Annotated in this window: 14 protein-coding genes; 5 read left to right on the top strand and 9 right to left on the bottom strand. The window is 71.5% G+C overall.

Going from position 1 to position 15944, the window contains the following annotated elements:
- Positions 1–127: 127 nt before the first annotated feature.
- Positions 128–1081, bottom strand: a complete 954-nt coding sequence (locus ABT160_RS11120) for a heme o synthase (protein ID WP_351646282.1) — start codon at positions 1079–1081, stop codon at positions 128–130.
- Between the two features lie 375 nt (positions 1082–1456).
- Here ABT160_RS11120 and tkt point away from each other — a divergent pair, with 375 nt between their 5' ends.
- From tkt to pgl, 5 genes are read left to right on the top strand one after another with little or no spacing between them, the layout of a single operon-like run.
- Positions 1457–3544 (top strand): transketolase, encoded by a 2088-nt coding sequence (gene tkt, locus ABT160_RS11115; RefSeq protein ID WP_351646280.1) that lies wholly within the window; start codon positions 1457–1459, stop codon positions 3542–3544.
- 34 nt (positions 3545–3578) lie between these two features.
- Positions 3579–4697, top strand: coding sequence for a transaldolase (tal, locus tag ABT160_RS11110; protein WP_351646278.1), 1119 nt, complete (start codon positions 3579–3581; stop codon positions 4695–4697).
- 4 nt (positions 4698–4701) lie between these two features.
- Positions 4702–6234 carry a glucose-6-phosphate dehydrogenase gene (zwf, locus tag ABT160_RS11105; protein WP_351646276.1) on the top strand — a complete coding sequence of 511 codons (1533 nt, stop codon included), beginning with the start codon at positions 4702–4704 and terminating at the stop codon, positions 6232–6234.
- Complete coding sequence (opcA, locus tag ABT160_RS11100; RefSeq protein ID WP_351646274.1) at positions 6231–7271, top strand: glucose-6-phosphate dehydrogenase assembly protein OpcA; 1041 nt, start codon at positions 6231–6233, stop codon at positions 7269–7271. The genes zwf and opcA overlap by 4 nt, the downstream gene beginning before the upstream one ends.
- Positions 7268–8053 (top strand): 6-phosphogluconolactonase, encoded by a 786-nt coding sequence (gene pgl, locus ABT160_RS11095; protein ID WP_351646272.1) that lies wholly within the window; start codon positions 7268–7270, stop codon positions 8051–8053. The genes opcA and pgl overlap by 4 nt, the downstream gene beginning before the upstream one ends.
- Positions 8054–8125: 72 nt before the next feature.
- On the opposite strand, the gene ABT160_RS11090 is transcribed toward pgl, so the two are convergent.
- From ABT160_RS11090 to gap, 8 genes are all read right to left on the bottom strand, one after another.
- On the bottom strand, positions 8126–9652 hold the full coding sequence (locus ABT160_RS11090) for a PH domain-containing protein (protein ID WP_351646270.1): 1527 nt from the start codon (positions 9650–9652) through the stop codon (positions 8126–8128).
- Positions 9649–10146 (bottom strand): PH domain-containing protein, encoded by a 498-nt coding sequence (locus tag ABT160_RS11085; RefSeq protein ID WP_351646268.1) that lies wholly within the window; start codon positions 10144–10146, stop codon positions 9649–9651. Before ABT160_RS11085 ends, ABT160_RS11090 begins: the two co-directional genes overlap by 4 nt.
- A 4-nt stretch (positions 10147–10150) precedes the next feature.
- The gene (gene pgi / locus ABT160_RS11080) at positions 10151–11803 is read right to left on the bottom strand and encodes a glucose-6-phosphate isomerase (RefSeq protein ID WP_351646295.1); all 1653 of its coding nucleotides are present in this window, start codon (positions 11801–11803) and stop codon (positions 10151–10153) included.
- Positions 11804–11960: 157 nt separating this feature from the next.
- Positions 11961–12296 (bottom strand): RNA polymerase-binding protein RbpA, encoded by a 336-nt coding sequence (locus tag ABT160_RS11075; protein ID WP_003976875.1) that lies wholly within the window; start codon positions 12294–12296, stop codon positions 11961–11963.
- 116 nt (positions 12297–12412) lie between these two features.
- A complete protein-coding gene (gene secG / locus ABT160_RS11070) occupies positions 12413–12646 on the bottom strand; it encodes a preprotein translocase subunit SecG (RefSeq protein WP_351646266.1) in 234 nt (77 codons plus the stop codon).
- Positions 12647–12778: 132 nt separating this feature from the next.
- Positions 12779–13555, bottom strand: a complete 777-nt coding sequence (gene tpiA, locus ABT160_RS11065) for a triose-phosphate isomerase (RefSeq protein WP_351646265.1) — start codon at positions 13553–13555, stop codon at positions 12779–12781.
- Between the two features lie 6 nt (positions 13556–13561).
- Positions 13562–14773: a phosphoglycerate kinase gene (locus tag ABT160_RS11060; protein ID WP_351646263.1), complete on the bottom strand. Its 1212-nt coding sequence runs from the start codon at positions 14771–14773 to the stop codon at positions 13562–13564.
- Between the two features lie 146 nt (positions 14774–14919).
- Positions 14920–15930: a type I glyceraldehyde-3-phosphate dehydrogenase gene (gene gap / locus ABT160_RS11055; protein WP_351646261.1), complete on the bottom strand. Its 1011-nt coding sequence runs from the start codon at positions 15928–15930 to the stop codon at positions 14920–14922.
- Between the last annotated feature and the right edge of the window lie 14 nt (positions 15931–15944).

Here is a 15944-nt window from a genome sequence, read left to right as displayed (position 1 = left end):
CGGGGCCCCCTCCCGGGTGGGTCCTGCCCACGCCCCTCCCCGCGCCGCGCATCAAAACACCGGGCCGGGGGGGGGGCGGGGGGCTGGCCCCCCCCCCCCCCGCCCGTCGGCGGAGAAGAAGAGCGGGTCAGCGCAGGAAGGGGTCCACCGCGACCGCCACGAAGAGCAGCGAGACGTAGGTGATGGACCAGTGGAACAGGCGCATCTCCTTGAGCTTGCCGCCCGTGACGCCCGCCTTGGCGCGCGCCTGGAGCCCGTGCGCCTCCCAGAGCCACCAGCCGCCGGTCGCCAGCGCGACCGCGGTGTAGAACCAGCCCGTGTAGCCCAGCGGCTGCAGCAGCAGGGAGACGGCGACCATCACCCAGCTGTAGAGGACGATCTGCCGGGCGACGGCCTTGTTGCCCGCCACCACCGGCAGCATCGGCACGCCGACGCGCGCGTAGTCGTCCTTCACCTTCATCGACAGCGGCCAGTAGTGCGGCGGCGTCCAGAAGAAGATGACCAGGAAGAGGATGACGGCGGCCCAGGAGACCGAGCCGGTCACCGAGGACCAGCCGATCAGCACCGGCATGCAGCCGGCGATGCCGCCCCAGACGATGTTCTGCGTGGTGCGCCGCTTCAGGAGCATCGTGTAGACCACGACGTAGAAGAGCAGCGCGCCCAGCGCGAGCGCCGCGGACAGCCAGTTGACGAGCAGCCCGAACCACAGCGTCGAGACCACCGCGAGGCCGATGCCGAAGGCCAGGCACTCGCGCGGCGACACCATGCCGGTGACCAGCGGCCGCTGCGACGTGCGGTCCATCAGCGCGTCGATGTCGCGGTCGTACCACATGTTCAGCGCATTGGCGCCGCCCGCGGACAGGTAGCCGCCCAGGCAGGTGGCGAGCACCAGCCACAGGTTCGGCACGCCCTGCTGGGCCAGGAACATCACCGGAACGGTGGTGATCAGCAGCAGTTCGATGATCCGCGGCTTGGTCAGCGCCACGAACGCCTTGACGCGGGCCCCGAACGGCCGGTGGCCCCCCGGGCTGGGAGTCAAGACGACCCCTGCGGGTCGGGACTCGACGGCCGTCACGCACACCCCTGACAGAGAAATCCCAGCGAGCGAACCCGGTCGGATCAGACGTGAAGACGGGGTAAAGCTCGCGCGTACCACGCCACTGTAGACGTTGCCCATACCCCGCTCTTCGCGGGGGTCGCTCGTGTTGGCCGCCGTGCCGCGAAGGGCGCAGGCGCGCACATATGAGCGGAAGAAACCGGGACGGGGAGCGGACAGATGAGCGGCCTTTCCATCAGGTGGCGCGCGCTTCGAGAGGCGGATCGGCGCCAGTCCCGGCAGTCTGGAATGACTCGAAAAAACGCACGTTCCCACGGGGGTAGGCTCGACAACGGCCAGTGAGACCAGACCTCACCGGCATTCGACATGTGGACATGTGGAGAGGAGCCCTGACCCAGGGTGAGCACCAAGCCGACCACCACAGACTTCGAGTGGACCGAGTTGGACCAGCGGGCCGTTGACACCGGCCGCGTCCTGGCCGCGGATGCCGTACAGAAGGTCGGCAACGGCCATCCTGGTACGGCCATGAGCCTGTCCCCGGCCGCGTACACCCTCTTCCAGAAGGTGATGCGCCACGACCCCGCGGACCCCGAGTGGACCGGCCGCGACCGGTTCGTGCTCTCCGCCGGGCACTCGTCCCTGACCCTCTACGTCCAGCTGTACCTGGGCGGCTTCGGCCTGGAGCTGGCCGACCTGGAGGCGTTCCGCACCTGGGGTTCCAAGACCCCCGGCCACCCGGAGTACGGCCACACCGCCGGCGTCGAGACCACCACGGGCCCGCTGGGCCAGGGCGTGGCCAACGCCGTGGGCATGGCGATGGCCGCCCGCTACGAGCGCGGCCTGTTCGACCCGGCCGCCGCGGCGGGCACCAGCCCGTTCGACCACTTCGTGTACGCCGTCGCCGGTGACGGCTGCCTGCAGGAGGGCATCTCCGGCGAGGCGTCCTCGCTGGCCGGGCACCAGAAGCTGGGCAACCTGATCCTGCTGTGGGACGACAACCACATCTCGATCGAGGGCGACACGGAGACCGCGGTCTCCGAGGACACCCTCAAGCGGTACGAGGCGTACGGCTGGCACGTCCAGCGCGTGGAGCCGCAGGCCAGCGGCGACCTCGACCCGGCGGCGCTGTTCGCGGCGATCGAGGCGGCCAAGGCCGTCACCGACAAGCCGTCGTTCATCGCGATGCGCTCGATCATCGCCTGGCCCGCGCCGCACGCGCAGAACACCGAGGCCGCGCACGGCTCGGCGCTCGGCGACGACGAGGTCGCGGCCACCAAGCGGGTCCTCGGCTTCGACCCGGAGAAGTCCTTCGACGTCGCCGACGAGGTCATCGCGCACACCCGCGCGCTGGGCGAGCGCGGCCGCGAGGCCCGCGCCGAGTGGGAGAAGTCGCTGGCCGCCTGGCGCACCGCCAACCCCGGGCGCGCCGCCGACTTCGACCGGATCAACGCCGGCGAGCTGCCCGAGGGCTGGGAGTCGCACCTGCCGGTCTTCGAGACGGGCAAGGGCGTCGCCACCCGCGCCGCCTCCGGCAAGGTCCTGCAGGCCCTCGGCCCGGTCATCCCGGAGCTGTGGGGCGGCTCGGCCGACCTGGCCGGGTCCAACAACACGACGATCGACAAGGACTCGTCGTTCCTGCCCGAGGGCAACCCGCTGCCGGAGGCCGACCCGTACGGCCGCACGATCCACTTCGGCATCCGCGAGCACGCGATGGCCGCCGAGATGAACGGCATCGCGCTGCACGGCGGCACCCGTGTCTACGGCGGCACCTTCCTGGTGTTCTCCGACTACATGCGCAACGCCGTGCGCCTGTCGGCCCTGATGCACCTGCCGGTCACCTACGTGTGGACGCACGACTCCATCGGCCTGGGCGAGGACGGCCCGACGCACCAGCCGGTCGAGCACCTGGCCGCGCTGCGCGCGATCCCCGGCCTCAACGTGGTCCGCCCGGCGGACGCCAACGAGACCGCGATCGCCTGGCGCGAGATCCTCAAGCGCTACACCAAGGAGTTCGGCAAGGGCGCCCCGCACGGGCTCGTGCTGACCCGCCAGGGCGTGCCGACCTACGAGGCGAACGAGGACGCGGCCAAGGGCGGCTACGTGCTCGTCGAGTCCTCCAAGGCGACCCCGGACGTGATCCTGGTCGGCACCGGCTCCGAGGTGCAGCTCGCCGTCGAGGCGCGCGAGGCGCTGGAGGCCGAGGGAGTGGGTACCCGGGTGGTGTCCATGCCGTCCGTGGAGTGGTTCGAGGAGCAGGACCAGGCGTACAAGGACGGCGTCCTGACGCCGTCGGTGAAGGCCCGGGTCGCGGTCGAGGCGGGCATCGGCCTGACCTGGCACCGCTACGTCGGGGACGCCGGCCGGATCGTGTCGCTGGAGCACTTCGGCGCCTCGGCCGACGGCAAGGTCCTCTTCCGCGAGTTCGGCATCACCGCGGACGCGGTCGCCGCCGCCGCGCGGGAATCCCTCGCGGCCGCCGCGCGCTGACGCCCTTACAAAGACAGTAGGAGATGCAATTCCCATGACGGACGCACTCAAGCGCCTCTCCGACGAAGGCGTCGCGATCTGGCTGGACGACCTGTCGCGCAAGCGGATCACGTCCGGCAACCTGGCCGAGCTCATCGACCAGAGCCACGTGGTCGGCGTGACGACCAACCCGTCGATCTTCCAGAAGGCGATCAGCAGCGGCGACGGCTACGAGCAGCAGCTCGCCGACCTCGCCGCCCGCAAGGTCACCGTCGAAGAGGCCATCCGCATGATCACCACGGCGGACGTCCGCGACGCCGCTGACATCCTGCGCCCCGTCTTCGACGCCACCGAGGGCCAGGACGGCCGGGTGTCCATCGAGGTCGACCCGCGCCTGGCGCACGACACGACGGCCACCGTCGCCGAGGCCAAGCAGCTGGCCTGGCTGGTGGACCGGCCCAACACGCTCATCAAGATCCCGGCCACCCGGGCGGGCATCCCGGCGATCACCGAGGTCATCGGCCTCGGCATCAGCGTCAACGTGACGCTGATCTTCTCGCTGGAGCGCTACCGCGAGGTCATGGACGCCTACCTGGCGGGCCTGGAGAAGGCCAAGGAGCGCGGCCTGGACTTGGCGAAGATCCACTCGGTGGCGTCCTTCTTCGTGTCCCGCGTGGACACCGAGATCGACAAGCGCCTGGACGCGCTGGGCACCGACGAGGCCAAGGCCGCGCGCGGCAAGGCCGCCCTGGCCAACGCCCGGCTCGCGTACGAGGCGTACGAGGAGGTCTTCTCCTCCGACCGCTGGAGCGCCCTGGACCGCGCGCACGCCAACAAGCAGCGTCCGCTGTGGGCCTCGACCGGCGTCAAGGACCCGGCCTACAAGGACACGCTGTACGTGGACGACCTGGTCGCCCCGGGCACGGTGAACACCATGCCGGAGGCCACCCTGGAGGCCACCGCCGACCACGGGCGGATCACCGGTGACACGGTGAGCGGCACGTACGACCAGTCCCGCGCCGAGCTGGAGGCCGTCGAGAAGCTGGGCATCGGCTACGACGAGGTCGTCCAGCTCCTGGAGGACGAGGGCGTCGAGAAGTTCGAGGCGTCCTGGAACGACCTGCTCACGTCGACCGAGGCGGAGCTCAAGCGCCTCGCCCCCTCGGAGGGCTGAAACCTTGTCCGCAGTTCATGGAGCGAACCCGCTCCGTGACGCCGCCGACCGACGGCTCCCGCGCATCGCGGGGCCGTCGGGCCTGGTGATCTTCGGCGTCACGGGCGATTTGTCCCGGAAGAAGTTGATGCCCGCGGTCTACGACCTCGCCAACCGCGGGCTGCTGCCGCCGGGCTTCTCGCTCATCGGCTTCGCGCGTCGCGAGTGGCAGGACGAGGACTTCGCGCAGGAGGTGCACGACGCGGTCAAGCAGCACGCGCGCACGCCCTTCCGCGAGGAGGTCTGGCAGCAGCTCATCCAGGGCATGCGCTTCGTCCAGGGCGACTTCGACGACGACGACGCCTTCGAGCAGCTGAAGTCGACCATCGAAGACCTGGACGCCAAGCAGGGTACGGGCGGCAACTTCGCCTTCTACCTGTCCGTACCGCCCAAGTTCTTCCCCAAGGTCGTCCAGCAGCTCAAGAAGCACGGGCTCGCCGACCAGAAGGAAGGGTCCTGGCGCCGCGCGGTCATCGAGAAGCCCTTCGGCCACGACCTGACGTCCGCCCAGGACCTCAACCAGGTCGTGCACGAGGTCTTCCCGCCGCACGAGGTCTTCCGGATCGACCACTACCTCGGCAAGGAGACCGTCCAGAACATCCTGGCGCTCCGCTTCGCCAACACCCTCTTCGAGCCGATCTGGAACCGGTCCTACGTGGACCACGTGCAGATCACCATGGCCGAGGACATCGGCATCGGCGGCCGGGCCGGCTACTACGACGGCATCGGCGCCGCGCGCGACGTCATCCAGAACCACCTGCTCCAGCTGCTGGCGCTGACCGCCATGGAGGAGCCCGCCTCCTTCGACGCGGACGCGCTCGCGGCGGAGAAGACCAAGGTCCTCGGCGCGGTCAAGCTCCCGCGCGACCTGGGCAAGGACACGGTGCGCGGGCAGTACGCGGCCGGGTGGCAGGGCGGCGAGAAGGCCGTCGGCTACCTCCAGGAGGACGGGATCGACGCCAAGTCGAAGACCGACACCTACGCCGCGATCAAGCTGGAGATCGACAACCGCCGCTGGGCGGGCGTGCCGTTCTACCTGCGCACCGGCAAACGCCTGGGCCGCCGCGTCACCGAGATCGCGGTCGTCTTCCAGCGCGCCCCACACTCGCCCTTCGACCACACCGCCACCGAGGAGCTCGGGCAGAACGCCCTGGTCATCCGCGTCCAGCCGGACGAGGGCGTGACCATGCGGTTCGGCTCCAAGGTGCCCGGCACCTCGATGGAGGTCAGGGACGTCTCGATGGACTTCGCCTACGGCGAGTCCTTCACCGAGTCGAGCCCCGAGGCCTACGAGCGGCTCATCCTCGACGTGCTGCTCGGCGACTCCAACCTGTTCCCCAGGGTCGAGGAGGTCGAGCTCTCCTGGAAGATCCTCGACCCGATCGAGCAGTACTGGGACAAGCACGGCAAGCCCGCGCAGTACCCGGCCGGTACCTGGGGCCCCATCGAGGCGGACGAAATGCTCGCACGAGACGGACGGAGCTGGCGCCGGCCATGAAGATCGACCTCACGGACACCACGTCCAGCAAGATCAACAAGGCGCTCGTGCAGGGCCGGCGGGCGATCGGCACCCCGGCCGTCGGCATGGTCCTCACCCTCGTCATCGTCACCGACGAGGAGAACGCGTACGACGCGCTCAAGGCGGCCAACGAGGCGTCCCGCGAGCACCCCTCGCGCACCCTCGTGGTGGTCAAGCGGGTCTCCCGGTCGCCCCGCGACCGGGCCAAGGCCCGCCTCGACGCCGAGGTCCGCGTCGGCGCGGACGCCGGGACCGGCGAGACGGTCGTCCTGCGGCTGTACGGCGAGGTCATCGACCACGCCCAGTCGGTGGTCCTGCCGCTGCTGCTCCCCGACGCCCCGACCGTCGTGTGGTGGCCGGTGAACGCGCCGACCGACCCGGCCTCCGACCCGCTGGGCGCCCTCGGCCAGCGCCGTGTCACCGACACGTACGCCTCCGAGGACCCCATCCCGGAGCTGGCCGCGCGCGCCGAGGCGTACACCCCCGGCGACACCGACCTGTCCTGGACCCGCATCACGCCGTGGCGCTCGATGCTGGCCGCCGCGCTCGACCAGGTCGAGTGCGAGGTCACCGCCGCCGAGGTGGAGGGCGAGGAGTTCAACCCGAGCGTGGAGCTGCTCGCCATGTGGCTGGCGGACCGCCTCGCGATCCCCGTCAAGCGCTCGCAGTCGTCGGGCCCCGGCCTGACGGCCGTGCGCCTGGACACCAGCTGCGGCCCGATCGTCCTGGACCGCGCGGACGGCTCGCTGGCCACGCTCTCCATCCAGGGCCAGCCCGACCGTGCCGTGGCGCTCAAGCGCCGCGAGACGTCCGAGCTGATCGCGGAGGAGCTGCGGCGCCTGGACCCGGACGACACCTACGCGTCGGCGCTGAAGTTCGGCGTGGACAAGCTGGGCGCGACCACCTCCGGGGCGCCGAAGGCGGAGTCCAAGGAGACGGCGGACAAGCCCGCCACCACCACCTCCTCCGCCGCCCCCGCCAAGAAGGCCCCGGCCAAGAAGGCGGCCGCGAAGTGAGTACGGCCCCGCAGCTGGTCGTCCACCGCGACAAGGAGCTGATGGCGCAGGCCGCGGCGGCCCGGCTGATCACCCGGATCGTGGACGCGCAGGCGGCCCGCGGCTCGGCGTCCGTCGTCCTGACCGGTGGCCGCAACGGCAACGGCCTGCTGGCCGCGCTCGGTGCGGCCCCGGCGCGGGACGCGGTCGACTGGTCGCGGCTCGACCTGTGGTGGGGCGACGAGCGGTTCCTGCCCGAGGGCGACCCCGAGCGGAACGTCACCCAGGCCCGCGAGGCGCTGCTCGACCACGTCCCGCTGGACCCGGCGCGGGTGCACGCGATGCCCGCGTCCGACGGGCCGTACGGAGCGGACGCGGACGCGGCGGCCGAGGCGTACGCGGCCGAACTGGCCGCGGCGGCGCGCCCCGAGGACCACGGGCCGGTGCCGGCCTTCGACGTCCTGATGCTGGGCGTCGGCCCGGACACGCACGTCGCCTCGCTCTTCCCCGAGCTCCCGGCGGTGCGCGAGACCGAGCGCACGGTGGTCGGGGTGCACGGCGCCCCCAAGCCCCCGCCCACCCGCGTCTCCCTCACCCTCCCGGCGATCCGGGCGGCCCGCGAGGTGTGGCTGCTGGCGGCGGGCGAGGACAAGGCGAAGGCGGCGGCGCTCGCGCTGTCGGGCGCCGGCGAGGTCCAGGCCCCGGCGGCCGGGGCGTACGGCCGCAGCCGCACGCTGTGGCTCCTGGACCGGGCCGCGGCCTCCGAACTGCCCCGCGCCCTGTACCCCCCGGCGTCAGCCTGACCGTCCGGACCGTAACCACGAGGGCCCGGCCACTCTTCGGAGCGGCCGGGCCCTCGTGCGCGTACCGACGGCCTAGGCCTCCGGAGTGGCGTCCTCCTCCAGGAAGGCCCCCAGCAGCCCCGGTACCGCCTCCGCCGCGAAGGCGAGGCCCTCCCCCTGCGCCGCGTCGTACACCGAGTACGCCCCGCTCCCCGCCGCCGTCGTCGCCGTCAGGGTGAGGACGCCCGCGCGGCGCTGGAACACCGACTGCTTCACCGTCCAGCCGATCACCCCGCCGCGCTGCAGCGCCACCGTGGTGCGCCGCATCGTGCCCGAGCGGGCCAGCAGGTAGCCCCCGGCGATCCCGTGCCCCAGGGCGCGGTAGGCGTCCAGGGCCAGCACCACCGCCACCGGGGCGCCGACGACCGCGACGCCCCCGGCCACGTACAGCAGCACCGGCGTCAGCCACCAGCCGAGGAGCAGCAGGACCACGACCGGGAGGAGGACCGTCGCCAGGGCCCAGCGGAGCCTGCGGGTGCGCGCGGCGGGCGGGTGGGAGGTCAGGGGCGCCGCGGTGGGCGCCCGCGGCTCGCGCAGCACGCGGGCGGCCACCTGGTCGACCACCGCCCGGGGCGCGGCCGGGAGCAGGGTCTTGTGGTCGGCGTGCTCGGCTTCCTCGCCCTTGTCCAGGCCGGTGGCGATGGCGTCGATCCGGGCCGCCCGGCACAGCCGCACGCCCAGCGGCTCGTGCAGCTCCACGCCCCGCAGCCGGCGCTCCTCCAGGGTGAGGGAGCGCGAGGTGAGCAGCCCGCGCCGCACCCGCAGCGTCCCGCCGGGCTCGCGCTCCAGGCGGTAGCCCCACCACATCTCGACCCACAGCCCGAGCGCGCCCACCACCCCGGCGACGCACGCGGCGGCGACCAGCACGGCCAGCATCCACACCAGCGGGGTCTCCTCGAAGCGGTCGCCGACCCAGTGGATGACCCGCGCCTGGACCCCGAACCACTCGCTGACCTGCATCACCGCCCCGGCCGCCGCCCCGCCGAGCAGCGGGGCCACGAAGGACACCGGCGCGTACCGGATCCAGCGCGGGTCGAGCTCGGCCAGCGGCCCCGCGGCGGCCGGGTCCGGGTCGGCGGCGGCCACCCGGGCCAGCAGCACCCGGCGCAGCCGCTCGCCCTCGGCGCGGCGGACCGCGTCGAGTTCCAGGGTGGACTCGCCGCCACCGGTCTGCTCGCCGGTGCCGATGCGCACCTTGACCAGGCCGAGCACCCGCAGCAGCGGGTTGGCGGTCAGGTCGACGGTGCGGATGCGCTCGCGGGCCAGGGAGCGGCGCTTGACCAGGAGCAGTCCGGTGTGGAGTTCGGCGCGCTCGGCGCCGATCCGGTAGCGGGTGCGCTGCCAGCGCACCCAGTCGGTGGCCGCGCCGCCGCCGACGAGCACGACGGCGCCCGCGACCACCCAGGCGCAGGCGACCGGGAAGGGCATGGAGCCGGCCAGGCCCACGGTGGCGGGCACGCCCGCGCCGAACGCGGCGCCCGCCAGGACGAGCGCGGTGACCAGGACCGTACGCGGGTCGAGGCGCAGCCACTCGTCCCCGGGGCGGGCGTCGTCGCTCACGTGGCGTCCCCGGGGGTCCCCTGGGTGATCTCCGTGAGCCGCTCGGCCAGGCCGGCCGCCAGCTCGTGGTCCAGGCCCGCGATGCGCAGCGCGCCACGGGCGGACGCGGTGGTCACGGTGACCGTGGCGAGCCGGAAGGCCTGCTCCAGCGGGCCGCGCACGGTGTCCACGGTCTGGATCCGGGACATCGGCGCGATCCGCCACTCCTGCCAGAAGTAGCCGGTGCGCACGTACACCGCGTCGTCGGTGACCTCCCACCGGTGCACCCGGTACCACCAGCGGGGCAGCAGCAGGGCGGTGGCCAGGCCGATGACGGCGACGACGGCCGCGGCGAGCAGCAGCCAGGGGCGCGCCCCGGCCAGGAACACGCCGAGGACCCCCAGGACCGCCACCGGCACCGCCGTGGTGACCAGCAGCCGGGCCCGCCACCACGCGGGGGCGCGCGGGTCCAGCCGGTGCCGCGGCGGCCGCAGCCGCCGCTCCTCCCCCGTCATCCGGTCAACGCCCGCGGCGCGCGCGGTACTCGGCGACCAGGGCGGTGGACGAGGCGTCGAGGCCGGGCACGTCGGCGCCCTCGGTCAGCGCGGGCTCGACGCGCTTGGCGAGGACCTTGCCGAGCTCCACGCCCCACTGGTCGAAGGAGTCGATGTTCCAGACGGCGCCCTGGACGAAGACCTTGTGCTCGTAGAGCGCGATGAGCTGGCCGAGCACCGAGGGGGTGAGCGCGTCGGCCAGGATCGTGGTCGTCGGGTGGTTGCCCTGGAAGGTCTTGTGCGGCACCAGTTCCTCGGCGACGCCCTCGGCCCGTACCTCTTCGGGGGTCTTGCCGAAGGCGAGGGCCTGGGTCTGGGCGAAGAAGTTGGCCATCAGCAGGTCGTGCTGGGCGACCAGGCCGGGGCGCAGGTCCTCGACGGGGCGGGCGAAGCCGATGAAGTCGGCCGGGATGACCTTGGTGCCCTGGTGGATCAACTGGTAGTACGCGTGCTGGCCGTTGGTGCCGGGGGTGCCCCAGACGACCGGTCCGGTCTGCCAGTCGACGGGGTTGCCGTCGCGGTCCACGGACTTGCCGTTGGACTCCATGTCGAGCTGCTGGAGGTAGGCGGTGAACTTGGAGAGGTAGTGCGAGTAGGGCAGCACCGCGTGCGACTGGGCGCCGAAGAACTGGCCGTACCAGACGCCCAGCAGGCCGAGCAGCAGCGGCGCGTTCTCCTCGGCGGGGGCGGTGCGGAAGTGCTCGTCGACGAGGTGGAAGCCGTCGAGCATCTCGCGGAAGCGGTCCGGGCCGATGGCGATCATCAGGGCCAGGCCGATGGCGGAGTCGTAGGAGTAGCGGCCGCCGACCCAGTCCCAGAACTCGAACATGTTGGCCGTGTCGATGCCGAAGTCCTGGACCTTCTCGGCGTTGGTCGACAGGGCGACGAAGTGCTTGGCGACGGCGTCCTGGCCGGCGCCGAGGCCCTCCAGGAGCCAGTCGCGCGCGGAGGTCGCGTTGGTGATCGTCTCGATGGTGGTGAACGTCTTGGAGGCGATGACGAACAGCGTCTCGGCCGGGTCCAGGTCGCGGACCGCCTCGTGCAGGTCGGCGCCGTCGACGTTGGAGACGAAGCGGACGGTCAGGTCGCGCCGGGTGAAGGAGCGCAGCACCTCGTAGGCCATGGCCGGGCCGAGGTCGGAGCCGCCGATGCCGACGTTGACGACGTTCTTGATCGGCTTGCCGGTGTGGCCCTTCCACTCGCCGGAGCGGACCCGCCCGGCGAAGTCGGCCATCTTGTCCAGGACGGCGTGCACGGCGGGCACCACGTTCTCGCCGTCGACCTCGACCACGGCGTCGCGCGGGGCGCGCAGCGCGGTGTGCAGCACCGCGCGGTCCTCGGTGGTGTTGATCTTCTCGCCGCGGAACATGGCGTCGCGCAGCCCGAAGACGTCGGTGGCGGCGGCGAGGTCGCGCAGCAGGGCGAGCGTCTCGTCGGTCACCAGGTGCTTGGAGTAGTCCAGGTACAGGTCTCCGACGCGCAGCACGTACCCGGTCCCGCGGGACGGGTCGGCGGCGAACAGCTCGCGCAGACGGGCGTCGCCCAGTTCCTCGCGGTGCTTGCCGAGGGCGTTCCACTCCGGCGTCTGGTTGAGCCTGGTGCGGCTATCTGCGTTCATCTCGGACATCAGCCCACTTCTTCTCGTACCTGCGTACTTGCCCCGCTGTTCCCAACCTAATTGATCAGCGGCACGGACGCGGTGACGGCGGGCGAACGCAGGGGCGCACGACGACGAACGGCCGGCCACCCGAAGGTGCCCGGCCGTGCCGATACGTCTAGATCTCGCCCCGCAGCTTGGCCAGGGCCTCCGCCAGGATGGCCTCGCCGTCCGCGTCGCTGCGCCGCTCCCGTACGTACGCGAGGTGCGTCTTGTACGGCTCGGTGCGCGGCGGGTCCGGCGGGTTGTCCCGGTCCTGGCCGGCCGGGAACCCGCAGCGCGGGCAGTCCCAGGTCTCCGGCACCTGAGCGTCGCTGGCGAAGCTCGGCTGCGTCTCGTGCCCGTTCGAGCACCAGAAGGAGATGCGCAGGCGCGGTGCGGACTCGCCCCGCTCCGCCTCGCCCATCGGCCCCGCGCCGACCCGGCTTCCCCGGATCGCGTTGCCACTTGCCACGGTCGTAACTCCCTGCGTGATGGTGCTTCGAAGATGCCCCAGTCTACGTAAGGCCCAACGCGCGTCCAGTGGTAGGAGTTACACCCAGGCCACGGGACGGGGACGGTGACGGATCGTCAGTTGAGCTTCATCAGCAGCGCGAGCACGATGATGCACGCGAACCACAGCAGACCGATCACGACGGTGATGCGGTCCAGGTTGCGCTCGGCCACCGAGGAGCCGCCGACGGAGGACTGCATGCCGCCACCGAACATGTCGGAGAGACCGCCGCCCTTCCCCTTGTGCATCAGCACCAGCAGCATCAGCAGCAGACTGAAGACGATCAGGGCGATCGAGAACCCCACAACCACGGCTGGTCCCTACTTCCTGGCAGTTCATTGGGTGGAACACGGGCTTTACGGACGACGGGGGCCGGGTGACTAGGCACCTCGGCCCCCGCAAGGGTACGACGGATCGGCTCTACCGCATACTCACTGACCAGCTCACTGGTCGCGGAAGCGCACGATCTTGACGAACTCGTCGGCGTCCAGCGCGGCGCCGCCCACCAGGGCGCCGTCCACGTCGGGCTGCGCCATGATCGCGGCGACGTTGCCCGACTTCACCGAGCCGCCGTACTGGATGCGGACCGCGTCGGCCAGCTCCTGGGAGTACAGCTCGGCCAGCCGGCCGCGGATCGCCCCGCAGACCTCCTGGGCGTCCTCGGGGGTGGCGACCTCGCCGGTGCCGATGGCCCAGACCGGCTCGTACGCGATGACGACCGACTCGGCCTGCTCGGCCGGCACGCCGTCCAGGGCGCCGTCGAGCTGGGCGAGCGTGTGGGAGACCTGGTCGCCCGCCTTGCGGACGTCCAGGCCCTCGCCGACGCAGAGGATCGGGGTCAGGCCGTGCTTGTAGGCGGCCTTCACCTTGGCGTTGCAGACCGCGTCGTCCTCGCCGTGGTACTGGCGGCGCTCGCTGTGGCCGACGGCCACGTAGGTGCACTTCAGCTTGGCCAGCATCGGGCCCGAGATCTCGCCGGTGTAGGCGCCGGAGTCGTGCGCCGAGACGTCCTGGGCGCCGTACTTGATCTTGAGCTTGTCGCCGTCGACCAGGGTCTGCACGGAGCGCAGGTCGGTGAAGGGCGCCAGGACCGCGACCTCGACGGCCTCGTAGTCCTTGTCCGCGAGCGCGAAGGCGAGCTTCTGGACGTGGGCGATGGCCTCGAGGTGGTTGAGGTTCATCTTCCAGTTGCCCGCCATCAGCGGGGTGCGCGTGCTCATTAAGGGTCAGTCCTCCAGTGCGGCGAGGCCGGGGAGCGTCTTGCCCTCGAGGTATTCGAGGGAGGCGCCGCCGCCGGTCGAGATGTGGCCGAATGCGTTCTCGTCGAAGCCCAGGATGCGGACCGCGGCGGCCGAGTCGCCACCGCCGACCACGCTGAAGGCCGGGGAGTCGACGAGCGCCTGGGCGACGGCCTTGGTGCCCTCGGCGTAGTCGGGGTGCTCGAAGACGCCCATCGGGCCGTTCCAGAAGACGGTGGCCGCGTCGGCGAGCTTCGAGGCGTACAGCTTGCGGGTCTCGGGACCGATGTCCAGGCCCTCCTCGGTGGCCGGGATGGCGTCCGCGGCGACCGTGGTGGGGTTGGCCGGGGCCTTGGTCTTGAGGTCCGGGAAGTCCGGGGAGACCAGGACGTCGACGGGGAGGACGAACTCCACGCCGCGCTCCTTCGCCCGCTCCAGGTAGCCCAGGACGGTCGGGATCTGGTCCTCCTGCAGCAGCGAGATGCCGACCTCGTGGCCCTGGGCCTTGAGGAAGGTGTACGCCATGCCGCCGCCGATCAGGATGCGGTCGGCCTTCTCCAGGAGGTGGTCGATCACGCCGAGCTTGTCGGAGACCTTGGCGCCGCCCAGGACGACGACGTAGGGCCGCTGGACGTCCTCGGTGAGCTTCTTCAGGACGCCGACCTCGGTGGCGATCAGGTAGCCGGCGGCGTGCGGCAGCCGCGCGGGCAGGTCGAACACCGAGGCGTGCTTGCGGTGCACCGCGCCGAAGCCGTCGCCCACGTACAGGTCGGCCAGCTCGGCGAGCCGGTCGGCGAACGCGCCGCGCTCGGCGTCGTCCTTGGCGGTCTCGCCCGCGTTGAAGCGCAGGTTCTCCACCACGGCCACCTGGCCGTCGGACAGGCCCGCGACGACCGCCTTGGCGGACTCGCCGACCGTGTCGGTCGCGAACGCCACGTCGGCGCCCAGGAGTTCACCCAGCCGCGTGGCGGCGGGGGCGAGCGAGAACGCCGGGTCCGGGGCACCCTTGGGGCGGCCCAGGTGCGAGGCGACGATCACCCGGGCGCCGGCGCCGGCGAGCGCCTTGACGGTGGGGACGACGGCGCGGATGCGGCCGTCGTCGGTGATGGTGGTGCCGTCCAGCGGCACGTTGAGGTCGGCGCGGACGAACACCCGCTTGCCGGAGACGCCTTCGGCGAGAAGCTCGTCGATGGTCTTCATCAGTACTGACTCCCTTGCACGGTCCAACACTCCAGCGGATCCGGCCCGTCCGGGCCGGGTCGAGACAAGCCACAGGGCCCGCCCGGCGCTTCATCGCGCCGGACGAACCCTGTGCTCACATCGAGGTGCCTTGCCCCGGTACCGGCTTAGAGCTGGCCGCCGACGAAGACGGTCAGGTCGACGAGGCGGTTGGAGTAGCCCCACTCGTTGTCGTACCAGCCGAGGATCTTCACGGTCTTGCCGTCCTGGACCATCGTCATCTGCGAGTCGAAGGTGCAGGAGGCCGGGTCGCTGACGATGTCCGAGGACACGATCGGGTCCTCGGTGTAGTACAGGCGGCCCTTGAGCGGGCCGTCGTCCGCGGCCTTCTTGAAGGCGGCGTTGACCTCGTCCTTGGTGACCTCGCGCTGGAGCTCGACGACCAGGTCGGTGGCCGAACCGGTCGGGACCGGCACGCGCATGGCGATGCCGTCCAGCTTGCCCTTGAGCTGCGGGAGGACCAGCGCGGTGGCCTTGGCGGCACCCGTGGTGGTCGGGATGATGTTCTCCGCGGCGGCGCGGGCGCGGCGCAGGTCCTTGTGCGGGAAGTCCAGGATGCGCTGGTCGTTCGTGTACGCGTGGACCGTCGTCATCAGGCCCTTGACGATGCCGAAGTTCTCGTCGAGCACCTTGGCCATCGGCGCCACGCAGTTGGTGGTGCAGGAGGCGTTGGAGATGACGTGGTGGCTGGCCGCCTCGTACTTGTCCTCGTTGACGCCCATCACGATGGTGATGTCCTCGTCGGTGGCCGGAGCCGAGATGAGGACCTTCTTGGCGCCGCCGGCGATGTGCTTCTCGGCGTCGGCCTTCTTGGTGAAGATGCCGGTCGACTCGATGACGATGTCGACGCCCAGCTCACCCCAGGGGATGTCGGCCGGGTTGCGCTCGGAGAGCACCTTGATGGTGTGGCCGTCGACGGTGATGGTGTCGGCGGTGTGGGTGACCTCGGCCTTGAGGCGGCCCAGGATCGTGTCGTACTTCAGCAGGTGAGCGGTGGTCGCGGTGTCACCCAGGTCGTTGACAGCCACGATCTCGATGTCAGCACCCTGCTCCAGCAGCGCGCGGAAGTAGTTACGACCGATGCGGCCAAAGCCGTTGATGCCTACGCGGATCGTCACGAACCGATCTCCTC

Source organism: Streptomyces sp. NPDC001941, assembly GCF_040296945.1.
Taxonomy (GTDB): Bacteria; Actinomycetota; Actinomycetes; order Streptomycetales; family Streptomycetaceae; genus Streptomyces.
This window is presented reverse-complemented; position numbering and strand designations above follow the sequence as displayed.